At 62.5% G+C, this 15110-nt stretch carries 18 protein-coding genes; 5 read left to right on the forward strand and 13 right to left on the reverse strand.

From position 1 onward, the window contains the following. Positions 1-25: 25 nt before the first annotated feature. The 4 genes from LDZ26_RS19230 to LDZ26_RS19240 form a co-directional block, all read right to left on the reverse strand. Positions 26-775 (reverse strand): SDR family NAD(P)-dependent oxidoreductase, encoded by a 750-nt coding sequence (locus LDZ26_RS19230; protein ID WP_244850852.1) that lies wholly within the window; start codon positions 773-775, stop codon positions 26-28. A gap of 113 nt (positions 776-888) precedes the next feature. Then, entirely contained in the window at positions 889-1470 is a 582-nt protein-coding gene (locus LDZ26_RS19235) for a peroxidase-related enzyme (RefSeq protein ID WP_244850853.1), read from the reverse strand. A 482-nt stretch (positions 1471-1952) separates the two neighbouring features. Next, positions 1953-2081, reverse strand: coding sequence for a hypothetical protein (locus tag LDZ26_RS25560; protein WP_255751465.1), 129 nt, complete (start codon positions 2079-2081; stop codon positions 1953-1955). A 60-nt stretch (positions 2082-2141) separates the two neighbouring features. After that, a complete protein-coding gene (locus LDZ26_RS19240; RefSeq protein WP_175946018.1) occupies positions 2142-2408 on the reverse strand; it encodes a DUF6566 family protein in 267 nt (88 codons plus the stop codon). A 108-nt stretch (positions 2409-2516) separates the two neighbouring features. On the opposite strand from LDZ26_RS19240, the gene LDZ26_RS19245 reads away from it, so the two are divergent. Continuing rightward, positions 2517-2816 (forward strand): hypothetical protein, encoded by a 300-nt coding sequence (locus LDZ26_RS19245; RefSeq protein WP_244850854.1) that lies wholly within the window; start codon positions 2517-2519, stop codon positions 2814-2816. A 12-nt stretch (positions 2817-2828) separates the two neighbouring features. Here the strand turns inward: LDZ26_RS19245 and LDZ26_RS19250 are convergent, their stop codons facing one another. From LDZ26_RS19250 to LDZ26_RS19270, 5 genes are all read right to left on the reverse strand, one after another. Next, complete coding sequence (locus LDZ26_RS19250) at positions 2829-3284, reverse strand: YaiI/YqxD family protein (RefSeq protein ID WP_244850855.1); 456 nt, start codon at positions 3282-3284, stop codon at positions 2829-2831. 57 nt (positions 3285-3341) lie between these two features. Beyond that, positions 3342-3599 carry a hypothetical protein gene (locus LDZ26_RS19255; protein WP_244850856.1) on the reverse strand — a complete coding sequence of 86 codons (258 nt, stop codon included), beginning with the start codon at positions 3597-3599 and terminating at the stop codon, positions 3342-3344. A 62-nt stretch (positions 3600-3661) separates the two neighbouring features. Beyond that, on the reverse strand, positions 3662-3874 hold the full coding sequence (locus LDZ26_RS19260) for a YjzC family protein (RefSeq protein WP_244850857.1): 213 nt from the start codon (positions 3872-3874) through the stop codon (positions 3662-3664). 39 nt (positions 3875-3913) lie between these two features. Continuing rightward, positions 3914-6550, reverse strand: coding sequence for a PAS domain-containing protein (locus LDZ26_RS19265; protein ID WP_244850858.1), 2637 nt, complete (start codon positions 6548-6550; stop codon positions 3914-3916). Between the two features lie 146 nt (positions 6551-6696). Beyond that, positions 6697-6870, reverse strand: a complete 174-nt coding sequence (locus tag LDZ26_RS19270) for a hypothetical protein (protein WP_244850859.1) — start codon at positions 6868-6870, stop codon at positions 6697-6699. 140 nt (positions 6871-7010) lie between these two features. Here LDZ26_RS19270 and LDZ26_RS19275 point away from each other — a divergent pair, with 140 nt between their 5' ends. After that, entirely contained in the window at positions 7011-8153 is a 1143-nt protein-coding gene (locus LDZ26_RS19275) for an aldose epimerase family protein (protein ID WP_244850860.1), read from the forward strand. A gap of 137 nt (positions 8154-8290) precedes the next feature. Beyond that, positions 8291-9931: an alpha,alpha-trehalase TreA gene (gene treA, locus LDZ26_RS19280; RefSeq protein WP_244850862.1), complete on the forward strand. Its 1641-nt coding sequence runs from the start codon at positions 8291-8293 to the stop codon at positions 9929-9931. 53 nt (positions 9932-9984) lie between these two features. Here treA and LDZ26_RS19285 read toward each other — a convergent pair whose 3' ends face one another. Together LDZ26_RS19285 and LDZ26_RS19290 are read right to left on the reverse strand one after the other, a co-directional pair. Beyond that, on the reverse strand, positions 9985-10278 hold the full coding sequence (locus LDZ26_RS19285; RefSeq protein WP_244850863.1) for a DUF1330 domain-containing protein: 294 nt from the start codon (positions 10276-10278) through the stop codon (positions 9985-9987). Between the two features lie 165 nt (positions 10279-10443). Next, positions 10444-11325, reverse strand: coding sequence for an oxaloacetate decarboxylase (locus tag LDZ26_RS19290; protein ID WP_244850864.1), 882 nt, complete (start codon positions 11323-11325; stop codon positions 10444-10446). 141 nt (positions 11326-11466) lie between these two features. Between LDZ26_RS19290 and LDZ26_RS19295 the strand changes: the two genes are divergently transcribed. After that, positions 11467-12615, forward strand: a complete 1149-nt coding sequence (locus LDZ26_RS19295; protein ID WP_244850865.1) for an alpha/beta fold hydrolase — start codon at positions 11467-11469, stop codon at positions 12613-12615. 22 nt (positions 12616-12637) lie between these two features. Here LDZ26_RS19295 and LDZ26_RS19300 read toward each other — a convergent pair whose 3' ends face one another. Continuing rightward, complete coding sequence (locus LDZ26_RS19300) at positions 12638-14011, reverse strand: sigma-54 dependent transcriptional regulator (RefSeq protein WP_244850866.1); 1374 nt, start codon at positions 14009-14011, stop codon at positions 12638-12640. Positions 14012-14347: 336 nt separating this feature from the next. Continuing rightward, positions 14348-14650, reverse strand: coding sequence for a hypothetical protein (locus LDZ26_RS19305; protein WP_244850867.1), 303 nt, complete (start codon positions 14648-14650; stop codon positions 14348-14350). A 237-nt stretch (positions 14651-14887) separates the two neighbouring features. On the opposite strand from LDZ26_RS19305, the gene LDZ26_RS19310 reads away from it, so the two are divergent. Continuing rightward, a complete protein-coding gene (locus tag LDZ26_RS19310; protein WP_244850868.1) occupies positions 14888-15109 on the forward strand; it encodes a YdcH family protein in 222 nt (73 codons plus the stop codon). Position 15110: the final 1 nt, after the last annotated feature.

The following is a 15110-nucleotide window of genomic DNA, read 5'->3' on the forward strand; positions in this document are numbered from 1 at the left end:
GCGCGTGAGGCGGGCGCACGCGACATCAATGAATCAACATGCCTCCGTTGACGTCCAGCGTGACGCCCGTGAGATAGCTCGACAGATCGCTCGCGAGAAAGAGGCAGGCATTCGCGATGTCGGCTGCATCGCCCAGACGGCCGAGCGGAATGCCTTTGATAATGTCCGCGCGCATCTCGGGCGTGAGCTTGTCGCCGGTGATGTCCGTCTGAATGAGGCCCGGCGTGATGGAATTCACGCGAATGCGATCGGCGCCGAATTCGCGCGCCATGGCACGCGCGAGGCCGAGAACGCCGGCCTTGGCTGCGCTGTAATGCGGGCCGCCGAAGATGCCGCCGCCGCGCTGCGCCGATACCGACGACATGCACACGATGCTGCCGCTCTGCTGCTTTTTCATCTGCCCGATGACTGCTTGCGACATGTAGAGCGTGCCGCGCAGATTGACGTCGATCACGGCGTCGAAATTCGCCGCGCTGATTTCGAGCGTCTTGATGGGTTGCGTGATGCCGGCGTTATTGATGAGCGCGTCGATGCGGCCGTATTTTTCGATGGCCGCGTTGGCGGCGGCGACGCATGCGTCCTTGTCGGTGACGTCGCATGCGAGGCCCAGGTGTTCTTCGCCGATATCGCGTGCGGCGCTTTGCGCGTCCGCTTCGCGCAGGTCCAGAATGACGACGCGCGCGCCTTGCGCCGCGAGCGCCTTTGCCGTCGCCTTGCCGATGCCACGCGTCGAAGCCGCGCCGGTCACGATCACTACACGATTGTCGAGCAACATTGCTGTCTCCATGGTTTGTTCGGTGTGGAGGCAGTTTCGTCGCGTTCGACGCAGCGATCAACGCGGTTCGGTTCAACTAAAGCTGAGAAATTTTCAGGTATTGCCGGCTCGGGTTAACCCTTCGGCACGCGCCCCATGAGATAGAACTCGTCGTTGGGCCGCATCGACGTGACATTCGCCATGCGGTTCGACAAGCCGAAGAACGCAGTAATGGCCGCAATGTCCCAGACGTCTTCGTCGCTGAAGCCGTGCGCATTAAGCGCGGCGAAGTCGGCATCGTCTACTGCGCCGGCTTCGCGGCAGACCTTCAGCGCGAAATCGAGCATCGCCTTTTGACGCGGCGTAATGTCGGCCTTGCGATGATTGACCGCGATCTGGTCAGCCAGCAGCGCGTTCTTTTCATAGATGCGCAAAATTGCGCCGTGCGCGACGACGCAGTAAAGGCAATCGTTGACGCCGCTCGTTGCGACCACGATCATTTCGCGCTCGCCTTTCGTGAGGCCGCCTTCCTTGAGCATCAACGCGTCATGGTAGGCAAAGAATGCGCGGAACTCGTCGGGCCGGTGCGCGAGCGCAAGAAATACATTGGGAACGAAGCCCGCCTTGTCCTGCACTTCGCGTATGCGCTCGCGAATGTCGTCGGGCCACGCTTCAGGGTTCGGAACGGGAAAACGGCTGATGGGCAGAGTTGGCATGACGTCTCCGTTGGAGCCTCGAGCGGGCTCGTTGACGAAGTATGCCGCAGCAAACGTGCAGGCGGTCTATTGACCTTGAGCGCCGCCGTTCGTCGTGGAAGGCGCGCCGGGCTGATTTGTGGTGCTGCCGCTGCCGCTTTTTAGCATCGGTTGCATTCCGCCCGAGGAGCCTTGTCCGGGTGAACGCATGCCGTCGCCTGCGCCGCCGGTGCCGCCTCCTGGCGTCGGCGGCCGCATGGCCGAAGCGGGGCCCTGGTCGGCGCCGCTACGGCCCGCGGCTGACGTGTTCACCGAAGGTCCGGCGCCCGGGCTTCCGCTGCCGCTGCCGGCAGCCAGCACGGTGCCCGATAAAGAGAGAGCCACTGCCGCGATCAATGGTCGCGCTTTCATGAGTCGTGTCTCCTGCAAACGCAATCAATGCGATCCGCTCGCACTGCTCTATGACGCCAGCGCGAGCGGACCTTTTTCACCACTCGACGCGATCACGGCTGGCGTTGGCCGCCCTGATGCATCGGCTGCTTCTGCTGATTCTGCTGCTGTTGGCCTTGCGCCTTCCCTTGGTCGTTACGCGGATTGGTCGGGTTCGAATTTCCGAGCTTGGACGATGGCATTGCTTCACTCCTTTGCAACGTGGTTAGGGACTGACAATTACGCATACCGCGTTCCAGCGTCTAGAACTCGCGCTTCGTGCCGCCATCGGTATGTTGATCGTCGTGGCCGAGGCCATAACGTTCGATCAGACGATGAGCCCGCTCGACGCCCGCACGCAAGGCTTCCGCGCGCGTCGCCCAGCTAGGACCGGTCGGTTCTACATCCGGCAAGTCGGCAGGCGCGCCATCGCGCAGCGCTGCGATCTGCGGCACCCAGTCGCCCGTATCGTTCTGCTGAATGGTCACCGTAACGTCGTAGCCTTTGAAGGAAAAACTCTCGCTCGTCATGTGTCCTCCGTGCTGATTGACATGCATGGCACTCAGCAGATCACGTGCCGTCGCGTCGTGGTTTGCTTCTTGCTGGCAGACCAAAGAAATGAATCACAGAACCAGAACATGAAAGCAACCATCATTTCGCATGAAGTGCCGCCGCAAGCATCGTCGGCCGAGATTCACCGGTTTCTATTCAAGCTGGACGACGGAACAGCGCCGCCACTGACCGAATCCATTTCGCTCAGAACGGCGCGCGTGATCGCCGACAACCTCGCGGACGGCAACGCGTTCATCAAGATGCTGCAGGCAATCGTCAAGGCGCAACCGGACGAGTACGATGCGCTCGTCGGCACCGAGTACCCCGATCATTTCAACAATTGCTCGAACGACAAACACCGCAAAAGCGAAGGCCCGCGCCATTGAAACTCACTGCGACTATTTGACGGCGCGCTGACGCGCGAGAAATTTGTCCAACTGAGCGGCGAATTGTTTGCCATCGCGCGGGCTATACGGCGAGGGCCCGCCTGTCGCGATGCCGGTGCTGCGCAACTGGTCCATCATCGAGCGCATGGTCAGGCGTTCTTCGATATTGTCCGGGCTGAACCACTCGCCGCGCGGGTCGAGTGCATGCGCGCCTTTGGCGAGCACCGCTGCTGCGAGCGGTATGTCAGCGGTGATCACGAGATCGCCGGCTGCGGCCATTTCGACGATGCGCGCGTCCGCGACATCGAAACCCGAAGGCACCTGAACGGCCTTGATATAGGGCGAGGGCGGAGTGCGCAGGAACTGGTTGGCCACCAGCGTCACATTGATTGCCGCACGCGGCCCCGCGCGAAACAGCATGTCTTTCACGACAGCGGGGCAAGCGTCGGCATCGACGAGAATCTGCATGATGCGGTCGGGCAAATGGGCGAGCGCACATTATGCTGCATGCGCCCGCGCCACTGATTACGCTTCTGAATCCGGCTTGCTGCGGGGATGATCGCTGCTCGCAGCGGGATCGACATCGGGGTCGATATGATCGTTTTCCGGCGTATAAGGCCCCTCTTCGGGATGGTCCTTGCCTTTCGGAACGAGCGTCGGGTCCATGCTGCCATGTCCGCGCTGCTCGATCGTGCCGTCCGGCTTTTCCTTGACGTCGCCTTCGCCGATGGCCTCGCGGCGCTTGTCCGCGCGCTCGACCGGATCGGAGGGTTCAGGGTTCATCGCGTTGTCCTCGCAAAGGTGAGAGACGACGCTCGCGCGCCGCCTTCATAGCGTCTATGGCGTCACTTGTCCCCGCTGCCGAGCTCGCCGTGCTTGTGCGAGTGCGTCGCGGCGTGCACGAGTTCATAATGCGCGCCCTTGCCGCTTCTCGTCGGCGGGAAGTGCTCGCCTTCCACGCACGTCACTTCGAATGCGGAGCCGCTGTCGCCTTCTTTCACGACGCGATAGATTCCCGAGGTCTGTACTTTCTCACCGGGTTTGTGTTGCTCGGCCATGCGTGCCTCCTTCTGGTTGCGATGCCCTGTAGCAAGCAATCAGCGTTCCGGGCGTCGCGTGACGGTCAGCGACGACAGCAGCTTGAGAAGGCTTTCCACATTGACCGGCTTCACGAAGTGATAGTCGAAGCCCGCCGACTGCGCGCGCAAGCGGTCGTCGGTCTGTCCATAGCCTGTGATGGCGATGAGAAGCGGCGCGCTTTCGCCTTTGCGCCGCAGGCGTCGCGCGAGTTGGTAACCGTCGATATCGGGCAAGCCGATGTCAAGCAACGCCACGTCCGCCTGAAACGGCGTGGCGGACAGCGCCTCTTCCGACGAATACGTCACGCGCGCCACGTGTCCTTCGGATTCACATAGCATCGCGAGAGAATCGGCGGCATCGCGGTTATCGTCTACGACGAGAATGCGCAACGCGGCATGCGTCTCAAGCCCGCTGCCCTCGGAAAGCGCGAGCGCCGAGTGACGCTCGTGATGATGCAGACGCGGCAAGCGCACGTTGACGGTGGTGCCGAGCCCCGGTCCTGGGCTTTGAACCGTGATGGTCCCGTCATGCATTTCCACGAGCTTCTTGACGAGCGACAGCCCGATGCCGAGGCCGCCGTTCGAGCGGTCCAGTGTGCGTTCGCCTTGCGAGAAGAGTTCGAACACCTTCGGCAACAGGTCGCCGGAAATTCCGGTACCCGTATCGGCGATCACGATGGACACCCAGTCCTGATCCGCATTCACGCTCACCGAGATGTCGCCGCCTTCCGGCGTGTACTTGCTCGCGTTGTTGAGCACATTAACGAGTATTTGCGAGAGCCGCGTGACGTCGCCGCACACCCATGTCGTTGCATCGGGGACATCGACCTGTATGCGCTGACCGCGCGATTCGACCATGTTCGCGATCGCTTCCACCGCGTGATAAACGGCGGTCCCGACCAACACCGGCTCGCGCTGCAATGCGATGCGGCCCTGCGTGATGCGCGACACTTCGAGCAGATCATCGACGATGCGCGTCATGTGCTCGACTTGCCTGTTCATGAGTTCGACGAGGTCGTTCGTCTGCGAGGACAAGTCTTCGTCCTTTTGCAGCAGCGCGATAGCCGTGCGCAGCGGCGCGAGCGGATTGCGCAACTCATGCGCGAGCATGGCGAGAAATTCGTCCTTGCGGCGGCCCGATTCGCGCAGCACCAGTTCCATCTGCTTGCGGTCGGTGATGTCGATCAGGCTGCCGATGATCCGCAGCGGCTGGCCGTCCTTGCTGCGCTGAAGCAATGCGCTGCCCTGCATCCACTGTTCGCCGTGCATGTTCTGCACACGAAACTCGAATTGCTCGTGCGGATCGTCGCCGGAAGCGAGGCGTCGGACATAGCGGTCGAGAGCGGGGGCATCGTCGGGATGAATGCGCGCAAGCGCCGCTTCGTAGGTGAGCGTCTCGGCCTGATCGGGCCGGTGTTCGACGCTCGTTTCGAATAGCATGGTCCAGTTCGCCAGTTCCAGCGAGACGATGTGAATCTTCGCCGCCTGCATGGCAACCGTGAGGCGCAGGCTGCGCGCTTCGATCGCCGCTTGCGCTTCGTATTCCGCCGTGACATCCGTTGTCGTGCCGAACCACTCTTGCAGCTTGCCGTGCTCGTCGTAGAGCGGGGCGGCGTGTGCCTGCACCATGCGATACGAACCATCGCGGCGATACATGCGGAAGGTGAGCGTGCGCGGGCCGCCCTGATGCAATGCTTCCAGCCATGCGTGATGCGTGCGCTCGCGGTCGTCCGGATGAATGAAGTCGAGCCAGCCCCAGCGCGAGAGCCGGTCGCGCCGCTCGCCGGTGAACATTTCCCATTCGCCGCCCGAAGGCCGAATTTCGCCGTTTGCATCGGCGGACCAGACGAGCGCCCCGGTCGATTCGACGAGCGCGCGATAACGGCGTTCGCTCAGGCTCAAACGCTCCATGTCGGCACGTTGCTGACTGATGTCGAAGCTCACGCCGTGCACGCGCGTCAGCACGCCTTGCGCGTCGAATTCCGGATTGCCGCGCATGCGAAGCCAGCGTCGCGAGCCCGGGTTGCCATCGCGATGGCAGTCCAGCATGAAGTCGAATTCGAATGGGCCGCCATAGCGCAGCGCATCGGCGAGCTTGCGTTGAAACGGCTCGCGGTAATCGGGCGCCACGCGGTCCCATATTTCCGAGAGCATGACCGATTCGGTGCCAGGCGGAAACGAATAAAGGTCCGCAAGTTGCGCCGTCATGCGCACGACGCGCATTTTCATGTCCCATTCCCACGCGCCCATGCGTGCGCCCGCGAACGCGGCCTGCAGACGCCGCTCGCTTGCTTCGTACAGTTCCCAGGCGTGCCGGCATTCGTGAATGTCGATCGCGACACCTACCGTATCGCCGATTTTTCCATCCTCGTTGCGGCGTGCCTGCAAGTGGAGCGTATGCCAGCGAAACGCGCCGTCCGAGCGCAGAAGACGGACATCGACATTGCGCAGCAGCACGCCGTCGCGCATTTGCCTCAGCGCGTCGAGCACCGTTCGTTCGTCGTCGCGGTGAACAAAAGCTTGCCAATGTTGGCCGGCCAAATCGTCGGACGGTATGCCGAGATAGCGGGAGGCCCACGGGTTGGCATACTGAATGGTCCCGTCGCGCGCCGCGCGCCACACGAATGACGGCAGGAAGTGAGCAGGATCGTGCATGAGCGTCCTTGCTTCGGTGAACGGCGACGTGTCCTATCGCCGGGCGCAGCGCAGTGTCGGTTGTAGCGTTGCTTCCATCATTGTACGAGCGTCAATGTGCGGCGGGCAGGCCGAGCGCTGCGCCGGGCCTGCGCGTTGCCAGTTGCTTAGCCATCCTCGCCGACGTCGTTCGGTTCGGGCAGCGGCTTGCCGGCGCCCGTCGGCGGTGCGGGCTCGTTAGTCAGGTCTTGCTTCTGCTCGTCGCTCAGGCGGCGGTCCGCTGCGGTCGGGTCGTTAGGCGTTTGCTTAGGCGGAGTCGAACGTTCGCTCTCTTGTGTCATGGTGCGTTCCTTCGGTCATGTGAATGGTCAGTGCATCCCGGACCGGTTGCATCGAACGTGCCCGCTAACGTGGAGCGCATCCCCGCGGGTATGGCCGATGCTTCGTCGTACGTTTGCCCACCACCCTGACATTCATTCCAATGAAACAGATTTCCCGAAGCGTTGCAGCGCTGTGCGCCGCCGCTTTTCCGTTCGTGTCGGACGCGGCGACCATCGCGTCTTCGCCGTATGGCGCGACGCAGCAAGGTCAGCCGGTGATTCAGTACACGCTGTCGAATACGCGCGGCGTTTCGATGAGCTGCATCACCTATGGCGGCATCGTGACGCGAATCGATGTGCCGGACCGGCGCGGGCGGCGCGCGGACATCGTGCTCGGCTTCGCATCGCTTGCCGATTATGAGCGATACAACGGCGATATTCACTTCGGCAGCCTGATCGGCCGCTATGCGAACCGCATCGCGCAAGGGCGTTTCACGCTCGACGGACACACGTATCAGTTGCCGGTCAACGATCCGCCCAATACGCTGCATGGCGGTCCGCACAGCTTCGACGAGAAGGTGTGGACGGTCGTGCGCACGTTTCAGAACGCAAGCGGCGCGGGTGTGCAACTGCGTTACGTGAGCCCGGACAACGAGAACGCTTTTCCCGGCACGCTCACGGTCGACGTGACCTACACGCTCACCGACGACAACGAAGTGCGTATCGACTATCGCGCCAAAACGGATAAGCCGACAGTCGTGAATCTCACGAACCATAGCTACTTCAATCTGGCGGGCGAGGGCAGCGGCAGCGTCGAGAATCAGCTCATCATGATCGCGGCATCGAGCTATACGCCGACGCGCGCGGATTCGATTCCAACGGGCGAAGTCGCGTCCGTGGAAGGCACGCCGCTCGATCTGCGCGCGTTGACGCCTATCGGCGCGCGTTTGCGTTCGGCCTTCCCGCAACTGCGCTACGCGCGCGGTTATGACAACAACTTCAAGCTGAACAAGAGCAGCCAGCATGAAGGCGAGCCTTCGTTTGCCGCGCGTGCCTACGATCCGGCGAGCGGGCGCGTGCTCGATCTCTATACGACGCAACCGGGCTTGCAGTTCTACACCGCCAACGGGCTGGACGGCAGTGCGGTCGGTGTATCGGGCAATGCGTACCGTCAGACGGACGCGTTCGCGCTCGAGGCCGAGCACTTTCCTGATTCGCCCAACCATCCCTCGTTCCCGTCCACCGAACTCAGGCCGGGCGACGAGTATCACGAAGTGACCGTGTGGAAGTTCGGCGTGCGCTAGGCGCGCTTTCGATTCGGCCGCACCGCCGGTTGCAACGACGGTGCCGTGCATGCGATGCTTCGCCCTGCTGCAGCTTCCGATTAAAACAAGCGGCACGAGCGAGACCAGTCCGGTTCATCACCTCCGAAGGAGTGAACATGATCGTACTGTCGCGATATCGCATGACGCTTGATGCGTCGCAGCACCATTCGTTGAACGCGCGCCGCCTGTTCGGCGCATGGGCCTTGCTCGGCGCGGCCAGCGTCGCGTATGCGGATGCCCAGAGCAGCTACGTCGTGCCGCCACCGCCTAGCGAACTCTATGGCGAGCTTTTCACCGCAGTGCAAACGCAGAAGATTTATCCCGACCAGAAGACCTTTGTCGATGCGACGCCCAAGATCGACCCTGCGCAAATCAAACAGCTCTATGCGCAACAGCATATCGTTCCCGGCTTCAGTCTTTCCGCATTCGTCGCGCAGTACTTCACGCCGCCGACCGATCAGGTCATCACGCCGCCGCCTAACCAGACCTTGCGCGAGCATATCGACTGGCTGTGGCCGCAACTCACGCGCAACTCCGTGACCGTGCCGCCATACAGCACGCTGATTCCCATGCCGAAGCCCTACGTCGTGCCGGGCGGACGCTTTCGCGAAGGCTACTACTGGGACACCTATTTCACGATGCTGGGCCTTCAGGAAGCCGGTCGCGAAGATCTCGTCGATAACATGCTCGACAACTTCGCGTATCTGATCGATACCATCGGCCATATTCCGAACGGCAATCGCACGTACTATGTTAGCCGTTCGCAGCCGCCGTTCTTCTCCTACATGGTGGAGCTTGCCGCGCATAAGGAAGGCGGACGCGTGTATCAGAAGTATCTGCCGCAAATGCGCCGCGAATATCACTACTGGATGCAGGGCGCACATTCGCTCCAACCGGGCGAGGCGGTGCGCAATGTCGTGATGCTGCCCGATCGCACCGTGCTCAACCGCTATTGGGACGAACGCGACACGCCGCGCGACGAGTCGTATCTGGAGGACGTCGAGACTGCCCGGCTCGTGACGAACCGTCCCGCGAACGAGGTGTATCGCGATCTGCGCGCGGCAGCGGAAAGCGGCTGGGACTTCAGTTCGCGATGGTTCGGCGACAACCAGACGCTTGCCACCATCCGCACGACGTCCATCGTTCCGGTGGATCTCAATAGCCTCATGTTCCATCTGGAGACGACCATCGCGCGCGGTTGCGGCGAAGCGCGTGACTTCGGTTGTGTCGCGGAGTTCGTCGGCCGGGCGGCGAAGCGTGCGATCGGCATCAACCGGTATCTGTGGAATAACAACGGCTATTACGGCGACTACGACTGGCAGCTCGGTCAGCCGCGCAACAACCCGTCGGCGGCGATGCTTTATCCGTTGTTCGCAGGGGCGGCGTGGCCCGAGCGCGCGCACGCCACGGCGCGTACGGTGGAAACGTTATTGCTCAAGCCGGGCGGCCTGACGACGACGACCTTCAATACGGCTCAACAATGGGATGCCCCGAACGGCTGGGCGCCGCTGCACTGGATAGCGGTCGACGGTTTGCGGCGCTATGGCCGCGGCGATCTCGCGCAGCAGATCGGCACGCGCTTTCTCGCCGACGTGAACCATGTGTATGCGACGCAGCAAAAGCTCGTCGAGAAGTATGTCGTGGAAGGGGCGGGGACAGGCGGTGGCGGGGGCGGGGAATATCCGCTACAGGATGGCTTCGGATGGACCAATGGCGTGACCTTGCGCCTGCTCGATCTCTACGCGCCGGGTCAATGAACGCTTGAGCATGCGATGGCGGCGCGAGCACGCCGCCATCGGCTCACCGTGTTTTACGCGATGCCTTCGACGACGCGGAAATCGCGTTCGCATGCATCGCCCAGCACTCTCAGCGCTTCCTGGTACTTTTCGCCGTTGAACGTGGCGAGCGCCTGATCGAGCGAGTCGAATTCGACGAGCACCGTGCGTTCCGCAATGCCCGCGCCGTGCACCGTCGACGCTACGCCGCGAACCAGCGCGCGGCCGCCGCCTTCCTGAATCGCGACCGTTGCGAGCTTCGAATACTCAGCAACCTGATCGGGCTTCGTAATCTTGCGGTAAGCGCTGACCCAATAGCCTTTTGCCATCTGCAATCTCCTGATTTTCGTTGAGCGCCATGCGCCATGAGGCGAATGCAACGCGTCTGCAACCCGTCTGCGACGCATGCATTCTTGCGTAGGCGAGCATAGCAAAGAATCGGCTCGTGCCTTGCACTGTCGTCGCGATCGTTCTATCTGCGCATCCGCCAAGACTTACTCCGCTGCGTACTTGCGGTCGAGTTCGTCGAAGAGAGGCTTCTTCACGAGCCGTTGACGCTCGGAGAACGGCGCGACTACAGCCGGATCTTCATCCAGCTTGCCTTCTTGCTTCAGCGCGGTCAGCGCCGTCTGCATGCCGCGCACCGCGCTCTGCAACGCGGCGTTCGCGTAGAGCACGAGACTGAAGCCGAGGTTCTGCAATTCGTCGCGGCCCGTGACCGGCGTCTTGCCGCCGATCACGATGTTGATGAGTTGCGGCGCGGCGACGAGCCGCGTCAACGATGCGATCTGCTCCTGCGTTTCGATCGCTTCGATAAAGAGAATATCGGCGCCAGCCTCGACGAACTGATTCGCGCGTTCGATCGCGGCATCGAAGCCATGCACCGCGCAGGCGTCCGTGCGCGCGATGATCTGCAGGTTCTCGTCCTCGCGCGCATCCACGGCGGCGCGTATCTTGCCGAGCATCTCGCTCGTCGAGATGACGCTCTTGCCCGCGAAGTGGCCGCATTTCTTCGGCATGACCTGATCTTCCAGTTGAATGGCATCCGCGCCGGCGCGCTCGAGCGTGCGTACCGTATGGCGCACGTTGAGCGCGTTGCCGAAGCCCGTGTCCGCATCGACGACGAGCGGCAAGTCCACTGCATCGCGAATGCGATTCGTATGCTCCGCGATCTCCGCCAGTCCCATGAATGCGAGGTCCGGCAAGCCGAGGGACATGTTGGTGACGCCCGCGCCCGTGATGTAGATCGCCTCGAAGCCGAGGTCCGCGATAAGGCTTGCGCTCATCGCGTTGAACGCGCCCGGCAGGAGCAGACCACGGCGGGCATTCACGAGTTCGCGAAAGGCGGCGCGGCGGCGGGAAGTAGAGGTTGTCATGGCTGAAGAATCCCGGAAGTAGACGTAAGGCGTCGAGGCGAGCGTCGATAGCCGCCTCATAACCCGCCATGTTAAAGCGTGCAGCGCCTCGGCGCTTGCTGGAAATGGCATCATGTGGGCTCTCGCAGAAAGGAGCCGCGCATGAGTGAAACGCTGCCGGATATGCCCTTGCCCGACGGCGTGCGCGCGCGCATGGTCGACAACGGCAACGGCCTGTCGATGCATATGCTGGAAGCGGGGTATGAGACGCCGGACGCGCCGTGCATCGTGTTGCTGCACGGCTTTCCCGAACTGGCCTATAGCTGGCGCAAAGTCATGAAGCCGCTTGCGGATGCCGGCTATCACGTCATCGCGCCGGACCAGCGAGGCTACGGCAGAACCGGCGGGGCGGACACGCGCTTCGACGCCGGTCTCGCCGATTACGCGATGCCGAACCTCGTCCTCGATACCCTGGGCCTCGTTTTCGCGCTGGGGCATCGGTCGGTTGCCGCTGTCGTGGGGCACGATTTCGGCTCGCCCGTGGCGGCGTGGTGCGCGCTGACGAGGCCCGACGTCTTCCGCTCCGTCGTCATGATGAGCGCGCCGTTTGCAGGACCGCCTCGCTTCGCGTTCGACGAACCCGCCTCGCCCTCGATGACCGATGCCATGAACGAACTGGCCTCGCTCGATCCGCCGCGCAAGCACTATCAACGCTACTTCACGGAGCCACAGGCCAACGACGATATGCTGCACGCGCCGCAAGGCCTCGCCGATTTTCTGCGCGCGTATTGGCATGTGAAGAGCGCGGACTGGTCCGGCAACCGGCCGCATCCGCTCGTCGCGCCCGTTGTCGAAGAACTCGCCTTGCTGCCCGCTTATTACGTGATGGACGCGGACAAGACCATGCCGCAGACCGTCGCGCAAACCATGCCGTCCGCGGAAGAAGTTGCATCGTGCGCGTGGCTCGACGACGCCGAACTGCACGTTTATGCGAGCGAATTCGCACGAACGGGATTTCAGGGCGGATTGAACTGGTATCGCGCGAGCAACGACGCAGGCGAGAGCGCGCGCTTGCGCCTGTGGGCAGGGCGCACGATCGACGTGCCTGCGTGTTTCATTGCGGGAAGCAGCGACTGGGGCTGCTATCAGCGACCGGGCGATTTCGAAGCCATGCGTCAGTACGCGTGCACGAATTTTCGCGCGGCGCACTTTATCGAAGGCGCGGGGCATTGGGTGCAGCAGGAGCAGGCGCGAACCGTGGTGAGCCGCATCCTCCGCTTTCTGCGGCAGGACGCCGCGCTGCCCTTCTGAAGACGCGCGTAGCCGTGCGGCTTTAAGCGCTCGATACCTGCAACGTGCGCTCCTCTTTCGCGCGCAGCCCATAGGCCGTGAGCAGACGATACAGCGTGACGCGCGAGATGCCGAGCTCGTCGGCCGCTTCGCCGAGGCGCCCGCGATGCCGCAACAGCGCCACTTCGATGGCCTGCCGTTCCGCCGCTTCGCGCGCCTGCGCAAGCGTGGTCGGCGCGGCTTCCACATAGTCGCCGAGTTCGAGATCGCTCGCGAAAATCTGCCGCCCTTCGCTCATGACGATGGCGCGCCTCACCCGATTGATGAGTTCACGCACGTTGCCGGGCCACGCGTAGTTGTGAAGCGCGGCAATGGCGCAGGGCGAGAACCCGCGCAAGCGGCGGCTCGCATCCCGCCTGAAGCGTTCGAGCATATGGTTGGCGAGCAGTTCGATGTCCTTGCCGCGCACGCGCAACGGCGGCTCGTCGATCTGCAGGACGCATAGACGGTGATACAGGTCCGCGCGGAAGCGTCCTTCGAGCATCGCGGTTTGCATGTCGACGTGCGTGGCCGAAATGATGCGCACGTCCACCGCCGTCGACGTCTGCCCGCCAAGGCGCTCGATCTTGCGTTCCTGAAGAAAGCGCAGCAGGCTCGCCTGACTTTCGAGCGGCAGATCGCCGATTTCATCCAGAAAGAGCGTGCCGCCGTCCGCCGCTTCGACGCGGCCGATCTTGCGCTGGTTCGCGCCGGTGAACGCGCCGCGTTCGTAGCCGAAGAGCTCGGACTGCAAGAGATGCGGCGGAATCGCGCCGCAGTTAATGGCAACGAACGGCTGGTCGCGCCGCGCCGAACGCGCGTGAATGGCAAGCGCCGTCAGTTCCTTGCCGGTGCCCGATTCGCCCGAGATGAAAACCGGCGCATCGGTCATGGCGACCTTTCGAATGGAGCGATACAAGGCCTGCATCGCCTCGCAGGTGCCGACCATGCCGACTTCCTGGCCATCGGTCTTATAGGCATCGTTGGAGGCGGCGTCGTGCAGCGAGACCATGCCGTACGCATGGCCCACCGCATCGACGATGCGGTCGGATGCCGACGGCATTGTCACGTAGTCGAAGCAGTAATCGCGAATCAGGCGGGAAATATCGGGGTTTTCCGCGTGATCCGGATCGACGGTCGCGACCCAGCCGATGCGTTGGCTCGAAAGCAATCCGACGAGCGCGGCCGTGTCCTCGGCATAGCCACGGCTCGTCAGATCGATGATGCCTGCCGCCGCGCGCTTGTCATGCTTCGCGGCTTTAGGCGGCTTCGCAGGCGTCACGTATTCGATCGCCCAGCCACGCGCATGCAGTCGTTCGGTCAGATCGTCCGACGCTGCGCGGCCTGCGAAGTAAAGTGTTCTCGGTTCCCCGTACATGGCTTTCTCTCAGCATTTATTTGTATGTACCTACAGTATGCCTTCGACATCGCCGAGCGAAAAAGCCGCGCAAACGATAACCTGATTTTGATTATTTGAATGGGTCCGACTGAAACGATTAAGAAAGCTTCAGCAGAATTTGCGGGACAACCGTTCGTTTCATGCAAGAACGATCGTGCGATTCTTGCGCGAGGCGCGCGGCGCATGGCGGGGCGGCGCTTTCAGAGCCGGGCGCTTTTACTGATCGACTTTGATGTCGTGCAGCCGCGCGGTGCGTCGCCTCTGTGCCGATGCGGACAGGGCTGCGCGCATCGCGCGCGACGGAGCCAGTCTGCTTTATTTGCCGCTGCCTGCTGCTGCGCCTGCGCGAGCGGCGGCGCCGGTGTTGGCGGCAGCGTTCGACGGGTTCTGGCTGTTCACGCCGTTCGCCGTGTTTCCGTAAGTGCTTCCGGTGGAGGTCGAGTTTGAGTTCGAATAGGCAGGCGCCGATTTCGTCGGCTTAGGCTGAAGCGTCTGATTGATGACGCCGATCTGCCCGAGCTTGTGGGCAGCGGAATTGTCGGCTTGCGATACGGTGGCGAAAGCGAGGCCGCCGGCGCCGATCGCGAACGCGACGACGGAGGTAAGGGTTGTCTTCATGATGTCTCCCTGCGGGAACGCGCCGTCCCCGAACGACTATTGTGCGCGGCGCACGGGTAGTCCGGCAGAGGGGTTTTCGCCTACGACTCGCGTGCGGCGCCTCGCTGCCGCTTTACGATGCGGCGAAATCACGCAGCATCGAAGCAGGCGGAGAAGGGCGAAACGCGGTCGCGAATCGGTAAGATGTACTACGTAGTGTTGAGCAACGCCCTCGTTAAAACCGCATTGGAGAATCGCATGTTTCCCGAATACCGTGACCTGATATCCCGGCTCAAGACTGAAGACGCGCACTTCTCGAAGCTCTTTGAGCGGCACAATGCGCTCGATCATGAAATCCGCAACATGGAGAGCGGCGTAACGCCGGCCGATCCCTTCGCCGTCGAAGCGTTGAAGAAGGAAAAGCTGCGGCTGAAAGACAAGCTGTACGTCGTATTGCGCAAGGCCGCAGAAGCAGTTTGAC

Source organism: Caballeronia sp. SL2Y3, from assembly GCF_022879575.1.
GTDB lineage: Bacteria > Pseudomonadota > Gammaproteobacteria > Burkholderiales > Burkholderiaceae > Caballeronia.